This is a genomic window from Halomonas sp. KG2 (assembly GCA_030440445.1).
In the GTDB taxonomy this organism is placed as follows: domain Bacteria; phylum Pseudomonadota; class Gammaproteobacteria; order Pseudomonadales; family Halomonadaceae; genus Vreelandella.
In genome coordinates this window covers 4327800-4345566 of the sequence record CP098528.1, presented here as the reverse complement: position 1 = coordinate 4345566, position 17767 = coordinate 4327800, and the positions used below count along the sequence as shown (strand labels likewise).

General features: G+C 53.2%; 18 protein-coding genes. 17 read left to right on the top strand and 1 reads right to left on the bottom strand.

The annotated features are described in order from the left end of the window. Positions 1–36 precede the first annotated feature (36 nt). The 8 genes from NDQ72_19835 to NDQ72_19800 all read left to right on the top strand — a co-directional run bounded on the left by NDQ72_19835 (position 37) and on the right by NDQ72_19800 (position 8605). Entirely contained in the window at positions 37–2487 is a 2451-nt protein-coding gene (locus NDQ72_19835; GenBank protein WKD28261.1) for an EAL domain-containing protein, read from the top strand. A gap of 114 nt (positions 2488–2601) precedes the next feature. After that, positions 2602–4005 (top strand): argininosuccinate lyase, encoded by a 1404-nt coding sequence (gene argH / locus NDQ72_19830; GenBank protein WKD28260.1) that lies wholly within the window; start codon positions 2602–2604, stop codon positions 4003–4005. Then, the gene (locus tag NDQ72_19825) at positions 4002–4133 is read left to right on the top strand and encodes a lipoprotein (protein WKD28259.1); all 132 of its coding nucleotides are present in this window, start codon (positions 4002–4004) and stop codon (positions 4131–4133) included. The genes argH and NDQ72_19825 overlap by 4 nt, the downstream gene beginning before the upstream one ends. Continuing rightward, positions 4133–5404, top strand: coding sequence for a diaminopimelate decarboxylase (gene lysA, locus NDQ72_19820; GenBank protein WKD28258.1), 1272 nt, complete (start codon positions 4133–4135; stop codon positions 5402–5404). Before NDQ72_19825 ends, lysA begins: the two co-directional genes overlap by 1 nt. Further along, on the top strand, positions 5404–6237 hold the full coding sequence (dapF, locus tag NDQ72_19815; protein ID WKD28257.1) for a diaminopimelate epimerase: 834 nt from the start codon (positions 5404–5406) through the stop codon (positions 6235–6237). The genes lysA and dapF overlap by 1 nt, the downstream gene beginning before the upstream one ends. Positions 6238–6253: 16 nt before the next feature. Then, positions 6254–6964 carry a DUF484 family protein gene (locus tag NDQ72_19810; GenBank protein ID WKD28256.1) on the top strand — a complete coding sequence of 237 codons (711 nt, stop codon included), beginning with the start codon at positions 6254–6256 and terminating at the stop codon, positions 6962–6964. After that, entirely contained in the window at positions 6957–7865 is a 909-nt protein-coding gene (locus tag NDQ72_19805) for a tyrosine recombinase XerC (GenBank protein ID WKD28255.1), read from the top strand. The genes NDQ72_19810 and NDQ72_19805 overlap by 8 nt, the downstream gene beginning before the upstream one ends. Positions 7866–7867: 2 nt before the next feature. After that, on the top strand, positions 7868–8605 hold the full coding sequence (locus NDQ72_19800) for an HAD family hydrolase (GenBank protein WKD28254.1): 738 nt from the start codon (positions 7868–7870) through the stop codon (positions 8603–8605). 85 nt (positions 8606–8690) lie between these two features. On the opposite strand, the gene yihA is transcribed toward NDQ72_19800, so the two are convergent. Then, a complete protein-coding gene (gene yihA / locus NDQ72_19795) occupies positions 8691–9326 on the bottom strand; it encodes a ribosome biogenesis GTP-binding protein YihA/YsxC (GenBank protein WKD28253.1) in 636 nt (211 codons plus the stop codon). A 310-nt stretch (positions 9327–9636) separates the two neighbouring features. Here yihA and NDQ72_19790 point away from each other — a divergent pair, with 310 nt between their 5' ends. The 9 genes from NDQ72_19790 (at position 9637) to dtd (ending at position 17760) form a co-directional block, all read left to right on the top strand. After that, positions 9637–10266 (top strand): cytochrome c4, encoded by a 630-nt coding sequence (locus NDQ72_19790; GenBank protein WKD28252.1) that lies wholly within the window; start codon positions 9637–9639, stop codon positions 10264–10266. A 109-nt stretch (positions 10267–10375) separates the two neighbouring features. Next, the gene (locus NDQ72_19785; protein ID WKD28251.1) at positions 10376–11008 is read left to right on the top strand and encodes a thiol:disulfide interchange protein DsbA/DsbL; all 633 of its coding nucleotides are present in this window, start codon (positions 10376–10378) and stop codon (positions 11006–11008) included. A gap of 47 nt (positions 11009–11055) precedes the next feature. Continuing rightward, positions 11056–11841 carry an endonuclease/exonuclease/phosphatase family protein gene (locus NDQ72_19780; protein WKD28250.1) on the top strand — a complete coding sequence of 262 codons (786 nt, stop codon included), beginning with the start codon at positions 11056–11058 and terminating at the stop codon, positions 11839–11841. Positions 11842–11942: 101 nt separating this feature from the next. Further along, the gene (locus NDQ72_19775; protein ID WKD28249.1) at positions 11943–12503 is read left to right on the top strand and encodes a TRAP transporter small permease subunit; all 561 of its coding nucleotides are present in this window, start codon (positions 11943–11945) and stop codon (positions 12501–12503) included. Beyond that, entirely contained in the window at positions 12503–13906 is a 1404-nt protein-coding gene (locus NDQ72_19770) for a TRAP transporter large permease subunit (protein ID WKD28248.1), read from the top strand. Before NDQ72_19775 ends, NDQ72_19770 begins: the two co-directional genes overlap by 1 nt. Positions 13907–14091: 185 nt before the next feature. After that, complete coding sequence (locus tag NDQ72_19765) at positions 14092–15201, top strand: TRAP transporter substrate-binding protein (GenBank protein ID WKD28247.1); 1110 nt, start codon at positions 14092–14094, stop codon at positions 15199–15201. 156 nt (positions 15202–15357) lie between these two features. Then, the gene (gene thiD / locus NDQ72_19760) at positions 15358–16188 is read left to right on the top strand and encodes a bifunctional hydroxymethylpyrimidine kinase/phosphomethylpyrimidine kinase (protein ID WKD28246.1); all 831 of its coding nucleotides are present in this window, start codon (positions 15358–15360) and stop codon (positions 16186–16188) included. 157 nt (positions 16189–16345) lie between these two features. Beyond that, on the top strand, positions 16346–17191 hold the full coding sequence (locus tag NDQ72_19755; protein WKD28245.1) for a universal stress protein: 846 nt from the start codon (positions 16346–16348) through the stop codon (positions 17189–17191). Between the two features lie 131 nt (positions 17192–17322). Then, positions 17323–17760, top strand: coding sequence for a D-aminoacyl-tRNA deacylase (gene dtd / locus NDQ72_19750; GenBank protein WKD28244.1), 438 nt, complete (start codon positions 17323–17325; stop codon positions 17758–17760). Positions 17761–17767: the final 7 nt, after the last annotated feature.

The window sequence follows — 17767 nt, the reverse complement described above, 5'->3', positions numbered from 1 at the left end:
AGTGTTGTCAGGCAAACCACATATTTAGGTAATGCCATGCCCCTTGCTAAATCTCAAGGCAAGTTAGACCAGTTTTTTTTATTATCACAAGACTTATTCTTTAGTATTGATTTCGCAGGCATTTTACTTAACGTCAACCCTATGTTTGAAACCTTGCTGGGCTATTCCGCTAGCGCATGGATAGGCAAGCCATGCAGCAAGGTAGTGGACCGTCGCGATATCCCGGTTGTCGAGGAAGCATTGGCGCGTCTCCAGTCCCAAAAGAGAGTACCTCCGTTTGACGTTCGAGCGCTGACGGCCGAGGGACAAGTGGTGTGGCTGGAAGTTACCCCCGTGGTGGGGGAAGGGGTCATTTACGTGGTCGCCCGTGATATTTCGCGACGAAAAGCCATCGAGAAACAGCTCATCCGTAATCAGAGGCTCTTCCAAATAGTTGGCGAGACAGCGCTGATTGGTGGCTGGTATGTTGATATGTCCGAAAGACTGCCTATTTGGTCGAACGAGGTGTGTCGTCTGCATGGTGTTTCGCCCGGGTTTCAACCCACTGTTGAGGAGGCGATTGACTTCTACGCGCCGAGCTCCCGGTCACGTATCCGTGAGGTTTTTGAAGCCTGTTGCGAGCACGGGATCAGCTTTGATGAAGAGCTAGAGATCATCACTCGACAAGAAGTAAGGTTATGGGTAAGAGTGATTGGAAAAGCCGTACGAGACGAGCAGGGGCACGTTGTTCAAGTTCAGGGCTCAACCCAAGATATCACTGAGCGCAAAGCGACGGAACGGCAGCTCACACTGCTAGAGAGGAGCGTTGAATCAAGTATTAATGGCGTCATCATTGTTGATGCTCAGCGGCATGATTTGCCAATAGTTTATGTGAACGCAGCATTTGAGCGAATTACCGGCTACTCCCGGGATACGGTGCTAGGGCAAAACTGCCGCTTTTTGCAGGGCGAAGAGACGGATCCCACCACGCTGGATCAGCTGCGTAGAGGGATTCGTGCTCAGCAAGACGTTCATGTCGTGATGCGCAATTACCGTCGTAACGGAGTGCCATTTTGGAATGATCTATATGTTTCCCCTGTGCGCGATACTGCTGGCGCTGTAACGCACTTCATTGGTGTGCAGAATGACATTACTGCCCAGCGCGAATACCAAGCGCAGCTTCGGCATAACGCTTGCCACGATGCATTAACAGGCTTGCCTAATCGATTGTTACTCGACCAGCGACTGGCACAGGGCTGCCAGCTGGCTAAGCGGTATCACCGCTACATAGCCGCGCTATTTGTCGATTTGGATGACTTTAAACCGATCAATGACACGCTTGGTCACGAGGTAGGCGACTATATGTTAATTGAGGTCGCCAAGCGCCTTGAAGAAGAGCTGCGCCCTTGGGATACCGTGGCGCGTTTTGGGGGAGACGAGTTTATCGTTCTATTGCCTGATTTAGCCCATGAAAAAGATGTCATGCAGGTCGTTGAGCGACTGCTCGCTCGCCTCTCTGCGCCCTACTGGTATCGAGGCAGCGAGCTACGTATTACTGCCAGTATAGGAATTGCCACTGATGATGGAATGATTAGCGAACCGCGCCAGCTTATACAGCAGGCGGATCTGGCGATGTATAAAGCCAAGCGGCAAGGGCGTAATACCTATCAGTGGTATACCGATGAGCTAAATCGTAAAGTTTCTGAACGGGTTAATTTACGTCATGCGTTGCAACAAGCCATAGAACAGTCGCAATTTGAGCTGCATTACCAACCGCAAATACATGGCTCCCCTGGTCGAGTTTCTGGCGTAGAGGCGCTGATTCGCTGGTATCACCCTGAGCGTGGCAACATTGCTCCTGGACAGTTTATTAGTTTGGCAGAAGATACCGGACAGATTATGCCGATCAGCGAGTGGGTGTTGGAGAGGGCGTGTCGTGATGCTGTCAGATTGAACGCGAGCGCAAATGTGCCTATTACCATGGCGGTGAATATTTCGCCCATGCAGTTTCAGCGCGCGGGATTTTTGTTATCTATTGAACGGGTGCTTGAGCAGACAGGCTTGGCACCCGAATTATTAGAGCTAGAGCTTACCGAAGGCGTACTGATGGACAGTACGGAGCACGTCATACAAACACTGCAGGATCTGCGCTCGCTGGGTGTGCATGTTGCGCTGGATGATTTCGGAACCGGCTTTTCCAGCCTTAGCTATCTCAAACACTTGCCGATTAACAAGCTTAAAATTGATCGATCATTTGTTCGAGATGTGGTCAACGACACTCGGGATGCTGCGATTGTTGATGGCGTGGTAACCATGGCGGCCAAGCTTGGTCTTGAGGTATTAATCGAAGGCGTAGAGACGGCAGAGCAGTATGCATATCTCAGCGCACGTCATAGCACGCATTTTCAGGGCTTCTACTTTGCTCGTCCGATGCCATTTTCAGCCATACGTACCTTATTACACGAATCTCCTTATCCGTTTAGTGACGCTGAGCCCTCGCCGACATGAAAAACGACTATAAAACGGCATGCCGCTGAGTGCGGCGACTCTGGTACACTTTCTGATAACGATGACTTTAGTTTTTAACGACTCCTTCAGTTTTGTCAGCAGGATATGCCTCCGATGAGCCAAGCTACGAACCAGTCTTGGGGCGGTCGCTTTAGCGAGCCCACCGATGCTTTTGTCGCACGCTTCACCGCGTCTGTGACTTTCGACCAACGCCTGGCGCGCCAGGATATTCAGGGCTCGATTGCCCACGCCACCATGCTAGCGCGAGTCGGTGTACTGACCGATGAAGAGCGTGACACCATTATTAATGGTCTCACTGAGATTCAAGGTGAAATCGAGCGAGGCGAGTTTAACTGGTCGGTCCCGCTTGAAGATGTGCACATGAATATCGAAGCACGGTTGACCGACAAAATTGGTATTACTGGCAAAAAATTGCACACCGGCCGTTCACGTAACGACCAAGTAGCGACCGATATTCGCTTGTTCATGCGTGATGAGATCGATGTGATCGAAGCGGAGTTGGTGCGTCTGCGCGAAGGCATGATTGAGCTTGCTGACCGTGAGGCCGATACCATTATGCCCGGCTTCACTCATTTGCAAACGGCGCAGCCGGTGACCTTTGGCCACCATCTATTGGCATGGCAAGAGATGCTAACCCGTGACCACGAGCGCTTACTGGACTGCCGCAAGCGGGTGAACGTGATGCCTCTTGGCGCCGCGGCGTTAGCGGGTACCACGTACCCCATCGATCGCCATGTCACTGCCGAATTACTCGGCTTTGATCGCCCTGCAGAAAACTCGCTGGACGCCGTCTCTGATCGTGACTTCGCTATCGAATTCACCAGCTTTGCCAGCATTCTACTCATGCACCTGTCGCGGATGAGTGAAGAGCTGGTGCTATGGACCAGCGCTCAATTTGATTTTATCGACTTGCCTGACCGCTTCTGCACCGGCTCTTCGATTATGCCGCAGAAGAAAAACCCTGATGTTCCCGAACTGGTTCGCGGTAAAACGGGCCGTGTGTATGGTCATTTAATGGCGCTGTTAACGCTGATGAAGTCTCAGCCCCTGGCCTACAACAAAGACAACCAGGAAGATAAAGAGCCGCTGTTTGATGCCGTTGATACCGTGCGCGATTGCTTAAAAGCCTTTGCTGACATGGTGCCTGCTATTGAGCCGAAAAAAGACAGCATGTATGAAGCCGCACGACGTGGCTTCTCAACCGCCACGGACCTTGCTGATTACTTGGTTCGCAAGGGTGTCGCCTTCCGCGATGCTCATGAAATTGTCGGTCAATCGGTGGCTTACGGTTTGAAGACTAAGAAAGATCTGTCTGAAATGACCCTTGAAGAGTTGCAGCAGTTCTCTGCCACGATTGAGCAGGATGTGTTTGAGGTGCTTACGTTAGAAGGCTCCGTGGCCGCCCGTAACCATATCGGTGGCACCGCGCCTGACCAAGTGCGCGCCGCTGCTAGCCGTGCCCGCGAGGCGTTAGCCGCGCTTAAAGGTGATGCATGAAACGTTGTGTTACCACCTTGAGTGCGATGCTGCTGATCGCGCTGCTATTAGTGGGTTGCGGTCAGAAAGGGCCGCTCTATTTACCTGACGAAGACACCCATGGTTCGGCTGCCGAGCAGGAGGGGTAATGGATCACTTTAACTACCGCGATGGCGTGCTTTATGCCGAAGACGTCCCGCTTACCCAGGTCGCCGCTGAACTGGGCACGCCCTGTTATGTTTATTCGAAAGCGACGTTAGAACGCCATTTTCGTGCTTATACCGAAGCCTTGGGTGGTCATCCCCATTTAATTTGTTATGCGGTGAAGGCTAACTCTAATTTGGCCGTATTGGGTCTGCTTGCTCGATTGGGCGCTGGGTTTGATATTGTTTCGATTGGTGAGCTTGAACGCGTGCTGAAAGCGGGTGGTGATCCGCGAAAAGTCGTGTTTTCAGGCGTTGCCAAGCAGCCTCATGAAATGGCCCGTGCGCTAGACGTTGGCATTAAGTGCTTCAATGTTGAATCCCGTCCCGAGCTTGAGCGATTGAACGCTGTTGCGGCGGAGCTGGGCAAGGTGGCACCGGTATCGCTGCGGGTAAACCCGGATGTGGATGCTGGCACTCATCCCTATATTTCCACTGGGCTGAAAGACAACAAGTTCGGTATTCCAGTCGACGAAGCGCTGGATGTTTACACGCTGGCTGACAGCTTACCCAACTTGCGCGTCACCGGACTAGACTGCCATATTGGCTCTCAGCTCACTGAAACGGCACCCTTTTTAGATGCTCTTGAGCGGCTCTTAATGTTGATGGAGCGGTTGCGTGAGCGCGGCATCGAGATTGACCATTTGGATTTAGGTGGCGGGCTAGGTGTCCCTTATCGTGATGAAAAACCACCTCAGCCGTTTGATTATGCGAGCCAATTGCTGGCACGCCTTTCTCGCTGGGAGGGCGGTGAAGCGCTTACGTTGCTATTTGAGCCGGGCCGCTCTATTGCCGCTAACGCAGGTTTAATGCTAACCCGGGTAGAGTTCTTAAAGCCCGGCGAAACCAAAAATTTCGCGATTGTTGATGCCGCCATGAATGACCTGATCCGCCCTGCGTTGTACCAGGCATGGCAGGCGATTGTGCCGGTGGATACCCGCCAGCAGCGTGAGCGTGCAGTCTATGATGTGGTAGGTCCTGTCTGTGAAACCGGCGATTTCCTCGGTAAAGAGCGCGATCTGGCAATTGCTGAGGGCGATTTACTGGCCGTTCGCTCAGCCGGTGCTTACGGCTTTGTGATGGCATCGAACTACAACAGCCGCCCGCGGCCCCCGGAAGTAATGGTCGATGGCAGCCGCTATTATGTGGTTCGCGCTCGGGAAAGCCTGGAAAGCCTGTGGGCCGGTGAAGCTCTGCTGCCGGAAGGGGAGCACTGATGCTGTTGCACTTCACCAAAATGCATGGTCTGGGTAATGATTTTATGGTGGTGGATCTGGTGACTCAGCGAGCGCGTTTGCGTGATGAGCAGATTCGTCAGCTAGCAGACCGGCGCTTTGGTATTGGCTTCGACCAATTATTGGTGGTTGAGCCGCCCCGTGACCCAGAGATGGACTTTCGCTACCGTATTTTTAATGCGGATGGCAGCGAAGTTGAAAATTGCGGCAATGGCGCGCGCTGCTTTGCACGTTTTGTTCGCGACCAGCGCCTGACACATAAGCATGAAATTCATGTGGAAACTGCCGGTGGGCCACTGGTACTTAATGTTCAGCACGACGGTATGGTGCGTGTTGACATGGGGAGGCCGCGTTTTAATCCCGCCACGTTGCCGTTTGAGGCACCGGGGGACCAACCCTTACACACTGTCGAGGTCGACGGTGATACGCTGGAGTTGGGAGTTGTCTCGATGGGCAATCCCCATGCCGTGCTGCAGGTGGAAAGTGTTGATAGTGCACCGGTTGAGCATCTTGGTCCATTGCTTGAGTCTCACCCTCGCTTTCCGAAGCGGGTGAATGTGGGATTTATGCAGGTTGTGTCGCCCAGCGAAATTCGCCTGCGAGTGTATGAGCGTGGCAGCGGCGAGACGCTTGCTTGTGGCACCGGCGCCTGCGCTGCTGTGGCTAGTGGTATTCGCCAGGGGTTATTGAAAAGCCCGGTCACCGTTCATTTGCCGGGTGGTCAGTTAAGCATTGAGTGGCCCGATCCCGAAGCGCCGTTGGTGATGGTGGGCCCTGCTACACGCGTCTTCGACGGTCGTGTCACACTCAACTAATTCGAGGAGAACGGCGATGTCTCAAGCCCCCGAGCCGCGCAAAACGCTCGACCCTGATCAAGTGGCGTTTTGGCTGGCCCGTCACCCCGATTTTTTTGTTGGTCGTGAAGGCTTGCTGCAGCAACTTAAGGTACCGCACCCTCACATTGATGGGGCGGTATCGCTGCTAGAGCGCTTGGTAATCGATTTACGTCAGCGTGCTGAAACAGCAGAGGGGCGGCTTGAGCATCTTCTAGAAACAGCACGGCATAATGAAGCCCAATATCGTCGACTGCGTGAGACGCTACTCAGTCTGGTGGGAGCAGAAGATCGTGATGCCTTGGCCCAAGCGCTCGCTGTTCAGTTAAGCGAGCACTTTCAAACGCCTGCAATGGCGCTCTGGTGCCCATCCTCATTGAGTGACGATGAGCCAACGCCGCCTCAACCGCCACGTCATGTGTTGGACCAGCATGCCAGTGCTCGTTTGGCTGCGCTGCTAGATGGGCGCACCAGCCGTTGTGCCAAGCTCAGCGTTAGCGACTGGAAATGTCTGTTGCCGCATACTAAGGCCCCCCGGCGCGCCGGTTCCTGCGCCATTTCGCGTCTTTCGGCGGGCGAGCAACTGGGGTATTTGCTGCTCGCAAGTCCTGACCCCGACTGTTACCGCGCTAGTATGGATACGCTGTTTACAGAGTATCTGAGCGATATCGTGGCACGGCTACTGCTGCGCCTAGAACACCATGGATAGCCCGAGCTCATTGACGACGCAGGTCGAGGCGTATTTACGTAAGCTTGCTACCCACGCAAGCCCTGCCACGGTGGCTGCGTATCGTCAGGATTTAACCGCCCTGCAGCGTTTTTCTGAGCAACGTGGCGTCACCGAGGCGGCGACGTTAGACACTACATTTCTGCGCGCCTTTTTAGGCGCGGAGCGCAGCCGCGGCCTTGCACCGAGAAGTTTAGCCCGCCGCCGCGCTGCGCTATCACGTTTTGCTGACTATCTTGTGCAACATCACGTGCTTGCCGACAATCCGGTGGGACTACTACGCACGCCAAAGCAGCCAAGCCACTTGCCCAGACCGCTTGATGTGGATGCACTCTCGCGCTTTTTAGACACGCCGCACGATGGCACACCGCTGGCAATACGCGACCAAGCCATGCTCGAGTTGTTTTACTCCAGCGGCCTACGCTTAGCGGAACTTGCTGCGCTGGATTTGGATCACTTAAATGCCCAGCATGTGCGGGTGATGGGTAAAGGCAGTAAGCCCCGCCAAGTGCCCGTTGGTCAGCGTGCAGATCAGGCGATTAAGGCGTGGTTGTCGTGTCGGCCTGAGCTGGCGGCAACGAGCGAAATGGCGTTATTTGTCGGTCAGCGTGGGCAGCGGCTGGGGCACCGCGGTATTCAAAAGCGTTTGGCGCAACTTTCTATTGTGCGTGGTTTGCCTGAACACCTCCATCCCCATCGCCTGCGTCACTCGTTTGCAAGTCATTTGTTGGAGTCCAGCCAAGATCTGCGGGCGGTGCAGGAATTGCTGGGCCACGCTAATTTATCGACGACTCAAGTCTACACCCGCCTGGATTGGCAGCACTTGGCCGAAAGCTATGATGCCGCTCACCCCCGCGCAAAACGCCGCACGACACGGAGTTAACCATGGCTTCTCTGCAAGCGATTACGTTTGATCTTGACGATACGCTATGGGACAACCAAGGCGTGATGTTAAAAACGGAAGAGGGCCACTATCGTTGGCTAATTGAAGCGCTGGCGACGTGGCGCAAAGCACGCCATGAAACGCCATTAGCGCTAAGTTACCAGCAGGGACTGGCTGATTATCTGGAGCGCCGCCAAGAGTGGGCCAAGCGGGTGCCAGAACGGCGTGGCGATTTTACCTGGCTGCGTTTGCGGGCGTTAGAAGCACAGCTGGAAGCCCAAGGCTTAGCACGCAGTAGTGCGTTGCTATGGGCTGCCGCTGCTATGAATGAGTTTCATCGTCTGCGGGTACAAGTAACGCCGCACCCCGAAGCCGCGGGGCTATTATCTGCGTTGAGCGAACGTTACCAGCTAGCCGCTATTACCAATGGCAATATTCACCTTAAACGTCAGCCGTTAGCGGCGTACTTTCCAGTGGCTATTGCTGCAGGCGAATTACTGGCACCAAAACCAGACCCTAAGCCGTTTCTCACTGCCCTGGAGCGTCTGAATGTTGTGCCGCACCGTGCCATGCATGTAGGTGATTCCTGGCAAGAGGACATATTACCTGCCCAGCTGCTGGGCATGCACGCCGTATGGATCGCCGCGCAAGGCGACCAAACCTTGCCAGCACGCACCCACCGCATTGCCCACGTGAAAGAATTGCCCGAGCTGATCGAGTGGTTGGAGCGACGCTCGTGAAAAAGCGGCTTGTTTAAGAAGACTGAGTTTGTTTGGCAAGATTCCGTTTAATGGTGAAAGCTTGGCTTGTTCGGCGATCCTTGGTTTACTCAGGAGTATGCAGCCACTGGTCGAGCTTTTGAGAAAGCGTATCTACGCCGTCGCGCTTGAGCGATGAGAAGAGCTGAACGGAGACTAAGTCTTCCCACTCTTTAAGACGAGAACGGACTTTTTGCAGCGCGGCACTCGCAGGGCCTTTTTTTAATTTATCGGACTTAGTAAGCAGAATGTGCACAGGCATTTCGCGCTTATCTGCATAGTTGAGCATCATTTGGTCAAACTCGGTTAGCGGGTGGCGCACGTCCATTAGCAGTACAAGGCCACGTAGGCTGAAGCGGCCACGCAGATAGTCCGACAGGTGCTGCTGCCACTCTAGTTTTACCGCTTCGGGCACTTTGGCGTAGCCGTAGCCGGGCAAGTCGACTAAGCGGCGCGATTCGTCGTTCATGACGCTGAAAAAGTTGATCAACTGAGTGCGGCCTGGCGTACGCGAGGTGCGGGCAAGGGCGTTTTGTTGAGTAAGTGCGTTAATCGCGCTTGATTTACCCGCATTTGAGCGCCCAGCAAACGCGACTTCTGCGCCGGTATCGTCTGGACACAGAGCAAGCGTTGGCGCGCTGATCATAAAACGCGCTGTGGGGTAGTTCAGTCGAACGACTGGGTGATCATTAGCAGTAGACATGGTGTTAATCCTGAAAAACAGACGTATAAGACGGCCCGTTTCACCACGTTAACGTGAGTAAATGACGGTACCGCGACGAATTACCCCAAAAGCAGACCTGGACTTGCATTCCCGCCGCTAGGGTGATTCGTTATAATGCAAGCGGTTTATAACTGCGACCTGGGGCGCTAGTGTACCATCGCGCTCTAGCCAGCAGCGACCAACACGGCATGTTGTTCGTTTTGGCGGAGCTGACCCTGGTAAAGTGCTGAACCTGGGCAGCGCCCGGGATGCGTACCAGTCAATAATCAAACGGCATAGTGGAATAGCAATGAGAAAGTTACTGGCAAGCCTGGCAATTACCATGGGTGCCGTTGGCACCGTACACGCTCAAACCGACCACCAAGCTGACGCGGATGCGGCGGCAGGTCGTGAACTGGCTCAAACCTGTGCGGCCTGTCATGGTCAGCAAGGTATCAGCGCAGTGGGTACTTTCCCTAATCTGGCAGGGCAGCAGATGTCCTATCTGGCCAAGCAAATCATGGATATTCGCGACGGCAACCGCTTGGTTCCCACCATGGCTGGTCAAGTCGATGCATTCTCTGATCAAGACGCTTGGGATGTTGCGGCTCACTTTGCAGGCCAAAACGCAAATCTTGGCCAAACTAACGATGAAGACTCAGAGTTTTTAGCGCGCGGTGAAGAGCTGTACCGGGCGGGTGATATGTCCAAAGGTATTCCTGCTTGCAGTGCTTGTCATACACCTACGGGGGCTGGTATTGGCAGCGCGGTATATCCAGCGCTTTCAGGTCAGCACACAGAGTATATGGTGTCTACATTGCAAGACTTTGCTTCCGGTGAGCGTGCTAACAGCCCGAATAACATTATGGGCGATATTGCTTCCAAAATGAGTGATAACGACATGGAAGCTGTAGCGAATTATCTATTAGGCTTGAACTAGTCGCTGATGATAAATAAAGGTGCCCTATCTCACTGGTAATTAAAGAGATGGGGAACCTCTATGCACGTCCTGCAGTCATAGCCTCGCTCATTCTTGGAGAATTCTCGCTATGTTGAAAACGTTAATGGTCGCGATTGCTGGCTTAGGTTTATCTGCGGCAGTAAGCGCTCAGGAGTTGGTCGAGGGCCAGCACTACACACTGCTTGAGTCGCCAGTGGAGACACAGGTCGACGAGGGGCAGATTGAAGTGACCGAAGCGTTTTGGTTTGGCTGCCCGCATTGCTACCGGCTGCAAACACCCGTAAATGAGTGGTACGAAACGCTTGAAGACGACGTTAGCATTGTTCATATGCCGGCTACCATGGGTGGTGCTTGGAACACACACGCGACGGCGTTTTATGCAGCAGAATCTCTGGGCATCGAAGATGAACTTCACGCTGATTTCTTTGAGGCCATTCATGAAGATGGTCGCTCACTGACAGATGAGGATGAAATCGCCGAGTTTTTCTCTAATTACGGTGTAAGTGAAGAAGAAGCTAAGCAGGCGTTAAAGGCATTTGGCGTTCGTAGCGAAGTCAATAAAGCCAACAGCCGCATGCGTGAAATGCGCTTAATGGGCGTGCCGGCGCTTATTGTTGATGGCCGCTACGTTGTGTCGCCAAGCACAGCAGGTAGCTTGGAAAATATGCCGCAAATTGCGGATGCGCTTGTCGAGCGCGTGCGTAATGAGCGTGCACAATAACGGTGTTAGAGCATGGTCACGCAGGTGGGCAAGTAGGCTCGTCTGCGTTGTCTTTGGTTGAACGTGGCCATATCCGCTTACTGACATTTAATTTGCAGGTAGGTATTCAAACGTCGGCGTATCACCACTACCTCACGCGTAGTTGGCAGCATGTTTTGCCGCACCCTCAGCGTCTGGAACGCTTGGCGCAAATGGGTAATGTGCTAGAGCCATTTGATGTGGTGGGCCTGCAAGAGGTTGATGGCGGTAGTTTTCGTTCCGGTCGCGTAAACCAAGTTGAATACCTTGCCGCTAAAGCACGCTTTCCCCACTACTTTCAGCAGCTAAATCGTAATTTAGGGCAGTTTGCTCAGCACAGTAATGGGCTATTGTCACGTATCGTGCCTAGCCACATCGAAGAGCACCGTCTGCCAGGGATGTTGCCAGGGCGTGGTGCAATTCACGCACGCTATGGTGAGGGACCAGATGCACTGCATATCTTTGTCGCCCACTTGGCGCTGAGCCAGCGCGGGCGTGTGCGTCAGCTGAATTATTTAAGCAATATTATTGAGCCGCTGCGCCATGTGGTGGTCATGGGTGATTTAAATTGCACGCCTGACCAGCTTCATGCTCATGAACGTTTTAGTACCTCGTTGCCACTGCACCCGGTTAAGCCGCTGCTTAGTTATCCATCCTGGCAGCCTCGGCGCGCCCTGGATCACATCCTGCTTTCCCAGACACTTGAAGTCGCAGATGTCCATGTACTGGACCATCTATTTTCTGACCATTTACCGATTGCTGTCGATTTACCGTTACCTCCAGCCTGCCTAGCGGCGATTCGCCAAAGCGTTTAATAATAAGCTTGCTAGGCGGTTTATGGGCGCTGCATTGTCTGCGTATATGCGCTATTGTCTGGGGCGCTGACCCCCTTAGTCGTTTTACGCGAGACACTTCCATGTCAGATACAACACAACTACCTGCGTTTATCGCTGCGCTGGACCGCGCTTCGGAGTGGTTCGGACGTAGCCTTGCGTGGCTGATCATCATTATGATGTTGATTCAGTTCGCGATTGTACTGCTTCGTTATATTTTCAGCGTTAACAGTATTTTTATGCAAGAGCTGGTGATGTACATGCACGCCAGTGTCTTTATGCTCGCTGCGGCCTACACCTTTCGCCACGATGGCCATGTGCGTGTCGATATCTTCTATCGTGGAATGACGCCCCGTCGCCAAGCGCTGGTTAACATCGTGGGTATTATCACGTTGTTGATGCCTGTGATGGTTTTTGTCATCGCTTCCAGCTTGGGCTACGTTGCTAACTCCTGGCGTATTATGGAAACCTCCTCCGATTATGGTGGCATTCCAGCCGTCTTTGCACTGAAAACGTTAATACCGCTCTTTGCCATGCTAATGATACTGCAAGGTGTCATTGAAGTAGTGCGCAATGGCTATGTATTTACTGGCCGGATACCCCCATCTGTTGGTGATGACAACCACCTTGAGGAGCGCGTTTGATGCTGGAATTTATGCCGCTTGTTTTATTTGCCACCATTTGCATTGTGCTGATGTTTGGCTTTCCTGTAGCGCTTTCATTAGCAGGTACCGCGCTACTGTTTGCAGGGATGGGCCTAGGCCTTGAGACCATCGGCGTAGACGCCAATTTCGATAGTGGTTATCTCGCCGCTTTGCCCAACCGGCTTTACGGCATTATGACCAATCAAACGTTATTGGCAGTGCCATTATTTGTCTTAATGGGCGTTTTATTGGAGAAGTCCAAAGTAGCTGAAACACTGCTGGATGCGATGGCGCTGCTGTTTGGTGCCATGCGTGGCGGTTTAGGTATTTCAGTGACATTGGTGGGTATGTTGATGGCAGCATCTACCGGCATTGTGGGGGCCACCGTGGTGACCATGGGGCTTATGTCGCTACCTACCATGCTAAAGCGCGGCTATAGCACTTCGCTGGCGACCGGCACCATTTGTGCGACCGGCACGCTTGGCCAAATCATCCCGCCCTCCATTGCATTGGTACTGCTTGGCGATGTGCTGTCGTCCGCTTACCAGCAGGCACAGCTCTCGATGGGTATTTTTAGTCCTAAAACGGTCTCTGTAGGCGATCTGTTTATGGGCGCGCTGGTGCCGGGGTTACTCCTGGTCGTTATGTACATGATTTACGTGGCCCTGGTCGCGTGGTTGCGCCCGCAAATGGCGCCTGCCGCAGACCGTGAAGAGCTCATGGCAGAGCTTGGGCATACTTCCGGCCTGGGGATGCTGCTGTTGAAAGGCTTAGTGCCGCCCGTGGTGCTAATTGTGGCAGTGCTTGGCTCGATTTTAAGCGGCTTTGCAACGCCTACCGAAGCGTCGGCTGTCGGTGCCTTTGGTGCCCTGGTGCTGGCTCTTGCTTATCGTCAACTGGATTGGGCAACGCTGAAGGACGTGCTGCGTTCAACCACCCATGTGACGACTATGGTGTTTATGATTTTGATTGGTGCGGCGCTGTTTTCGCTGGTCTTCCGGGCCTATGGCGGCGAACACATGGTCACCGAACTGTTCGAAGGTATGCCTGGTGGCGTGGTGGGGGCGACCATTATCGTAATGCTGGTCATCTTCCTACTTGGCTTTATTCTCGACTTTATCGAAATCACGTTTGTGGTGGTGCCCATCGTTGGGCCGATTCTGCTGGCCATGGGACTTGACCCAATTTGGCTGGGCATCATGATCGCTATTAACCTGCAAACGTCATTCTTAACCCCGCCGTTTGGTTTTGCGCTGTTTTATCTGCGCGGCGTAGCGCCACCCTCGGTGCCGACCTCGGCAATTTACCGTGGGGTTATCCCGTTTATCCTGATGCAGCTTGGCATGTTGCTGATGCTAACGTTTTTCCCGCAGCTGGCCACATGGCTACCTACTCAATTTTAGGCTAAGTCATTTTGATTAGTGGCGAGTTGAAAGCTATCGTGACTATCAACGCAACTAAGTGGCAACCTTAATCAAAAGCAGCCAAGCTGCATAAACTAACGGCTTGTAACAAACCGCCTAGCCAATTGGGCTAGGCGGCCTTCTCCTACCTATAACAGTAATAATAGAAGCAAGAGGGTTAATGTATGAAAGCCAATGCTTTACCTGTCGCCATTGCGATGACAACCGCTCTATCCACTAGTTTGCTGGTGGTTTCAAGTTTTGATAATCAAGCTCAGGCACAAGAAAATTTCCGTTGGAAAATGGTCACTTCCTGGCCGAAGAACTTCCCAGGTGTGGGGCAGGGGCCTGAGCGGCTCGCGCAACTGGTGGAAGAGATGTCCGATGGTCGCCTGACCATTGAGGTGTTTGGCGCTGGCCAGTTGGTACCTGGGTTTGAGGTCTTTGATGCTGTGTCTGACGGCACTGCTGAGCTTGGCCACTCTGCTTCTTATTACTGGAAGGGCAAAGCCCCTGAAGCTCAGTTCTTCGCTGCCGTGCCGTTTGGCATGAACGCACAAGAAATGAATGCCTGGCTGCATTTTGGCGGTGGCATGGAGTTGTGGAACGAGGTTTATGAACCTTTTGGTGTGGATGTCATGGTGGCGGGTGCTTCTGGCGTTCAAATGGGTGGCTGGTATAACAAGGAAATCAATTCGATTGAGGACCTTGATGGCCTGAAAATGCGTATGCCAGGCTTAGGTGGTGAAGTGATGAGCCGTATGGGCGTCGCGATTGTGAACATGCCGGGTGGTGAAATCTTCACATCACTTCAGTCAGGTGCCATTGATGCGACGGAATGGATTGGCCCCTATAATGATTTAGCGTTCGGTCTGCATCAGGCTGCCGATTATTACTACTATCCTGGCTGGCACGAGCCGACGGTGATGTTTGAAACCATCGTCAACGAAGAAGCCTTAGCCGAATTGCCCGCTGATTTGCAGGCTATTTTGACGACCGCAGTGCGCGATATTAATGCCAACGTGCTTGATGAATACACCGCGCGTAATAACGATGCGTTGGAGACGTTGGTCAACGAGCATGAGGTTGAACTGCGCCGTATTCCTGACGACGTGCTGGCTCAGGCCCGTGAGCATTCACAAGACGTTATTGCTGAATTGGCTGAATCAAGCGAGCTGGGCACACGGATTTATGAGTCATACCGTACCTTCCAGGATAAGGTCGGAAACTATCATGCGATTTCTGAACAGGCATACTACAACGCACGTAATCCAGAGGGTGACACAACGCAGTAACGGCTCAATAGCGATGTAGCTATACTATTAGCATTCTGCTCTCGTTGAACACGCAATGGCTGCCTCTTAGGCGGCCATTGTTTTGGTTAAGAAGCCCTGTTTGGCGTTGTATTTGGGTATTTTAGAACACGACTGAACCGTTAATTAAGGAGCACCATGTCCAACGATTCCCGCCTTCGCAATGTACTGACCATCGCAGGATCTGACCCCTCTGGTGGTGCTGGCTTGCAGGGTGATCTGAAAACTTTTTCGGCGCTGGGTGTCTACGGCACCAATGTCATCACTGCTGTCATCGCTCAAAATACTTGTGGTGTGGCTTCCGTGTATCCAGTTTCGCCTCACGCTATTCGCGAGCAGTTAGAAAACCTGACAAATGATGTGGCATTAGATGCCGTTAAAATTGGCATGGTCGCCAGCCGCGAGGTTGCCGAAGTAATCGCTGAAGTATTGCGGCAAAACCGCCCCCGCTGGATCGTGCTGGACCCGGTAATGGTGGCCAAAAGCGGTGATATTCTGGTCGATGACGCAGGCATTCGTGCCGTGCGCGATATATTGGTACCGTTGGCGGACGTAATTACGCCCAATTTGCCTGAAGCTGCTGTGCTCTTAGATGCCGAATCACCGGATTCGCTGGATGACATGGAGGCGATGCTGCCAGCGTTGGTTGAGTTGGGCGCGCCGTATGTGGTGCTGAAAGGTGGGCACCTCCGTGGAGATACCTGTCCTGACTTACTGGCAACCCCGGACGGCCACACATGGCTTCCTGCCTCGCGTATTGACACTGACAACCTGCACGGCACGGGCTGTGCTCTCTCGTCTGCGATCACTGCGTGTCTAGCAAAACTACCCGCCGATGCGGCGCCAAACGCACCTAAGCAAGCGATTGGTGAAGCCAAGTTGTGGCTGCATGCTGCATTAGAAGCGAGCACTCGGCTAAGTGTCGGTCATGGGCGTGGGCCGGTGCACCACTTTCATGCGTGGTGGTGATGTCAATGACCTAGCGCCATAAAGGTGCAGAGCAGCAGTGGAAAAAGCAACACACACCTTGCAGTATGCGCCAACGGACACCATGCTGAACATTGCCTGTTTGGCTATCTCACGTGTCTACTGACGGTGCCGACTTGATCGGCCAGGGAGTTGTGCCATGTCTCGCACGCTGCTGTTTGCCACGGACCTTTCTCAGGATAACCGCGCTGCGTTTGCTCGCGCTCTTCGGCTGGCCTATACCCAAGGGGCGCAGCTCGACATTCTTCACGTCCTTGACCCTTACTTACCCCACCGTGTTCTTCACGACGTTGAAAGCGCGGTTAACGAAGATATCAGTGCCACATTGACCGACCTGCGCGAAGATTACGCGCTGGAAGCGCCTTCGCTGCTTATTCAAACCGTTGTGGGGGAGCCTCATGTTGAAATTGTGCGAGAAGCCCACGAACGCAATGCCTCGTTAATTATTATGGGCATGCACCGTAAGCGCGGTCAGAAAGATCTTCTTTTGGGTACCACTGTGATGCGCGTGATGAGAAGTGCGCCTTGTCCGGTGGTGGTTGCCTCTTATCTACCGACGCAGCCTTGGCAACATATCCTGGTGCCGATCGATTTTTCGCTGACTGCTCGGCAAACACTCAGGGAGGCACTCATTCGCTTTCCAGAAGCGACGTTGACGCTACTGCATGCCTGGAGCTTACCTGGTGAGCGTGAGCTTGGCTCCCAGGCTAATTTTGCGCACTGGCGAGATCACGAAGTAGAACGTTTACGCAGAACGCTGGATAACGAGATTGAGAGCTTGATGCGAGATCTTGACGGTGTCCCCGATATCGAGCTGGTGCTCGAACCAGGGCAACCCTGTGACGTACTTCAAGATTATATGAAGCGACACACTCCCGATTTGGTGATTATTGGTAGCCGTGGCCAGCCACAACACACCAGCCAGGTGACTGAAATGTTGTTAGGTGAACCTCACTGCGACCTCATGCTGTGCCGCTCCTGGTAGCTGTCGTAGGGACCCTTTGTTGAGGCGTTTTTTGCGATACGTTGCTGGGCTAAATCCAAACAAAGCTTTGTCTCTAGCCTATGCCAGCGATTACACTGCTTCTTGTTGGAATGATATTGCAAGGGGCGAGAGTGAAAGCACTGATTCAGCGGGTAAAAAACGCCAGCGTTACGGTTGAAGGTAAGATGGTCGGGGCCATTGATCATGGCCTACTGGCGTTAGTGGGCGTTGAAAAGGGCGACACTGAGGCCGATGCTGAAAAACTACTGCATAAACTGCTGCACTACCGCGTATTCAGTGACCAAGCAGGCAAAATGAACCATAACCTTCAGCAGGCTAACGGGGGCTTACTGCTGGTATCACAGTTTACGTTGGCCGCTGATACTCGCAAAGGTTTGCGCCCCAGCTTTTCGAGCGCGGCACCGCCTGATGAAGGCGAGCGCCTGTTTGACTCTTTGGTGACTAAGGCATGCGCGGCCTGGCCCAACGTTGCAACCGGCCAATTTGGCGCTGATATGCAAGTGGCGTTAGTTAACGATGGGCCGGTAACGTTCATGCTTGAGAGCTAAGCGACTT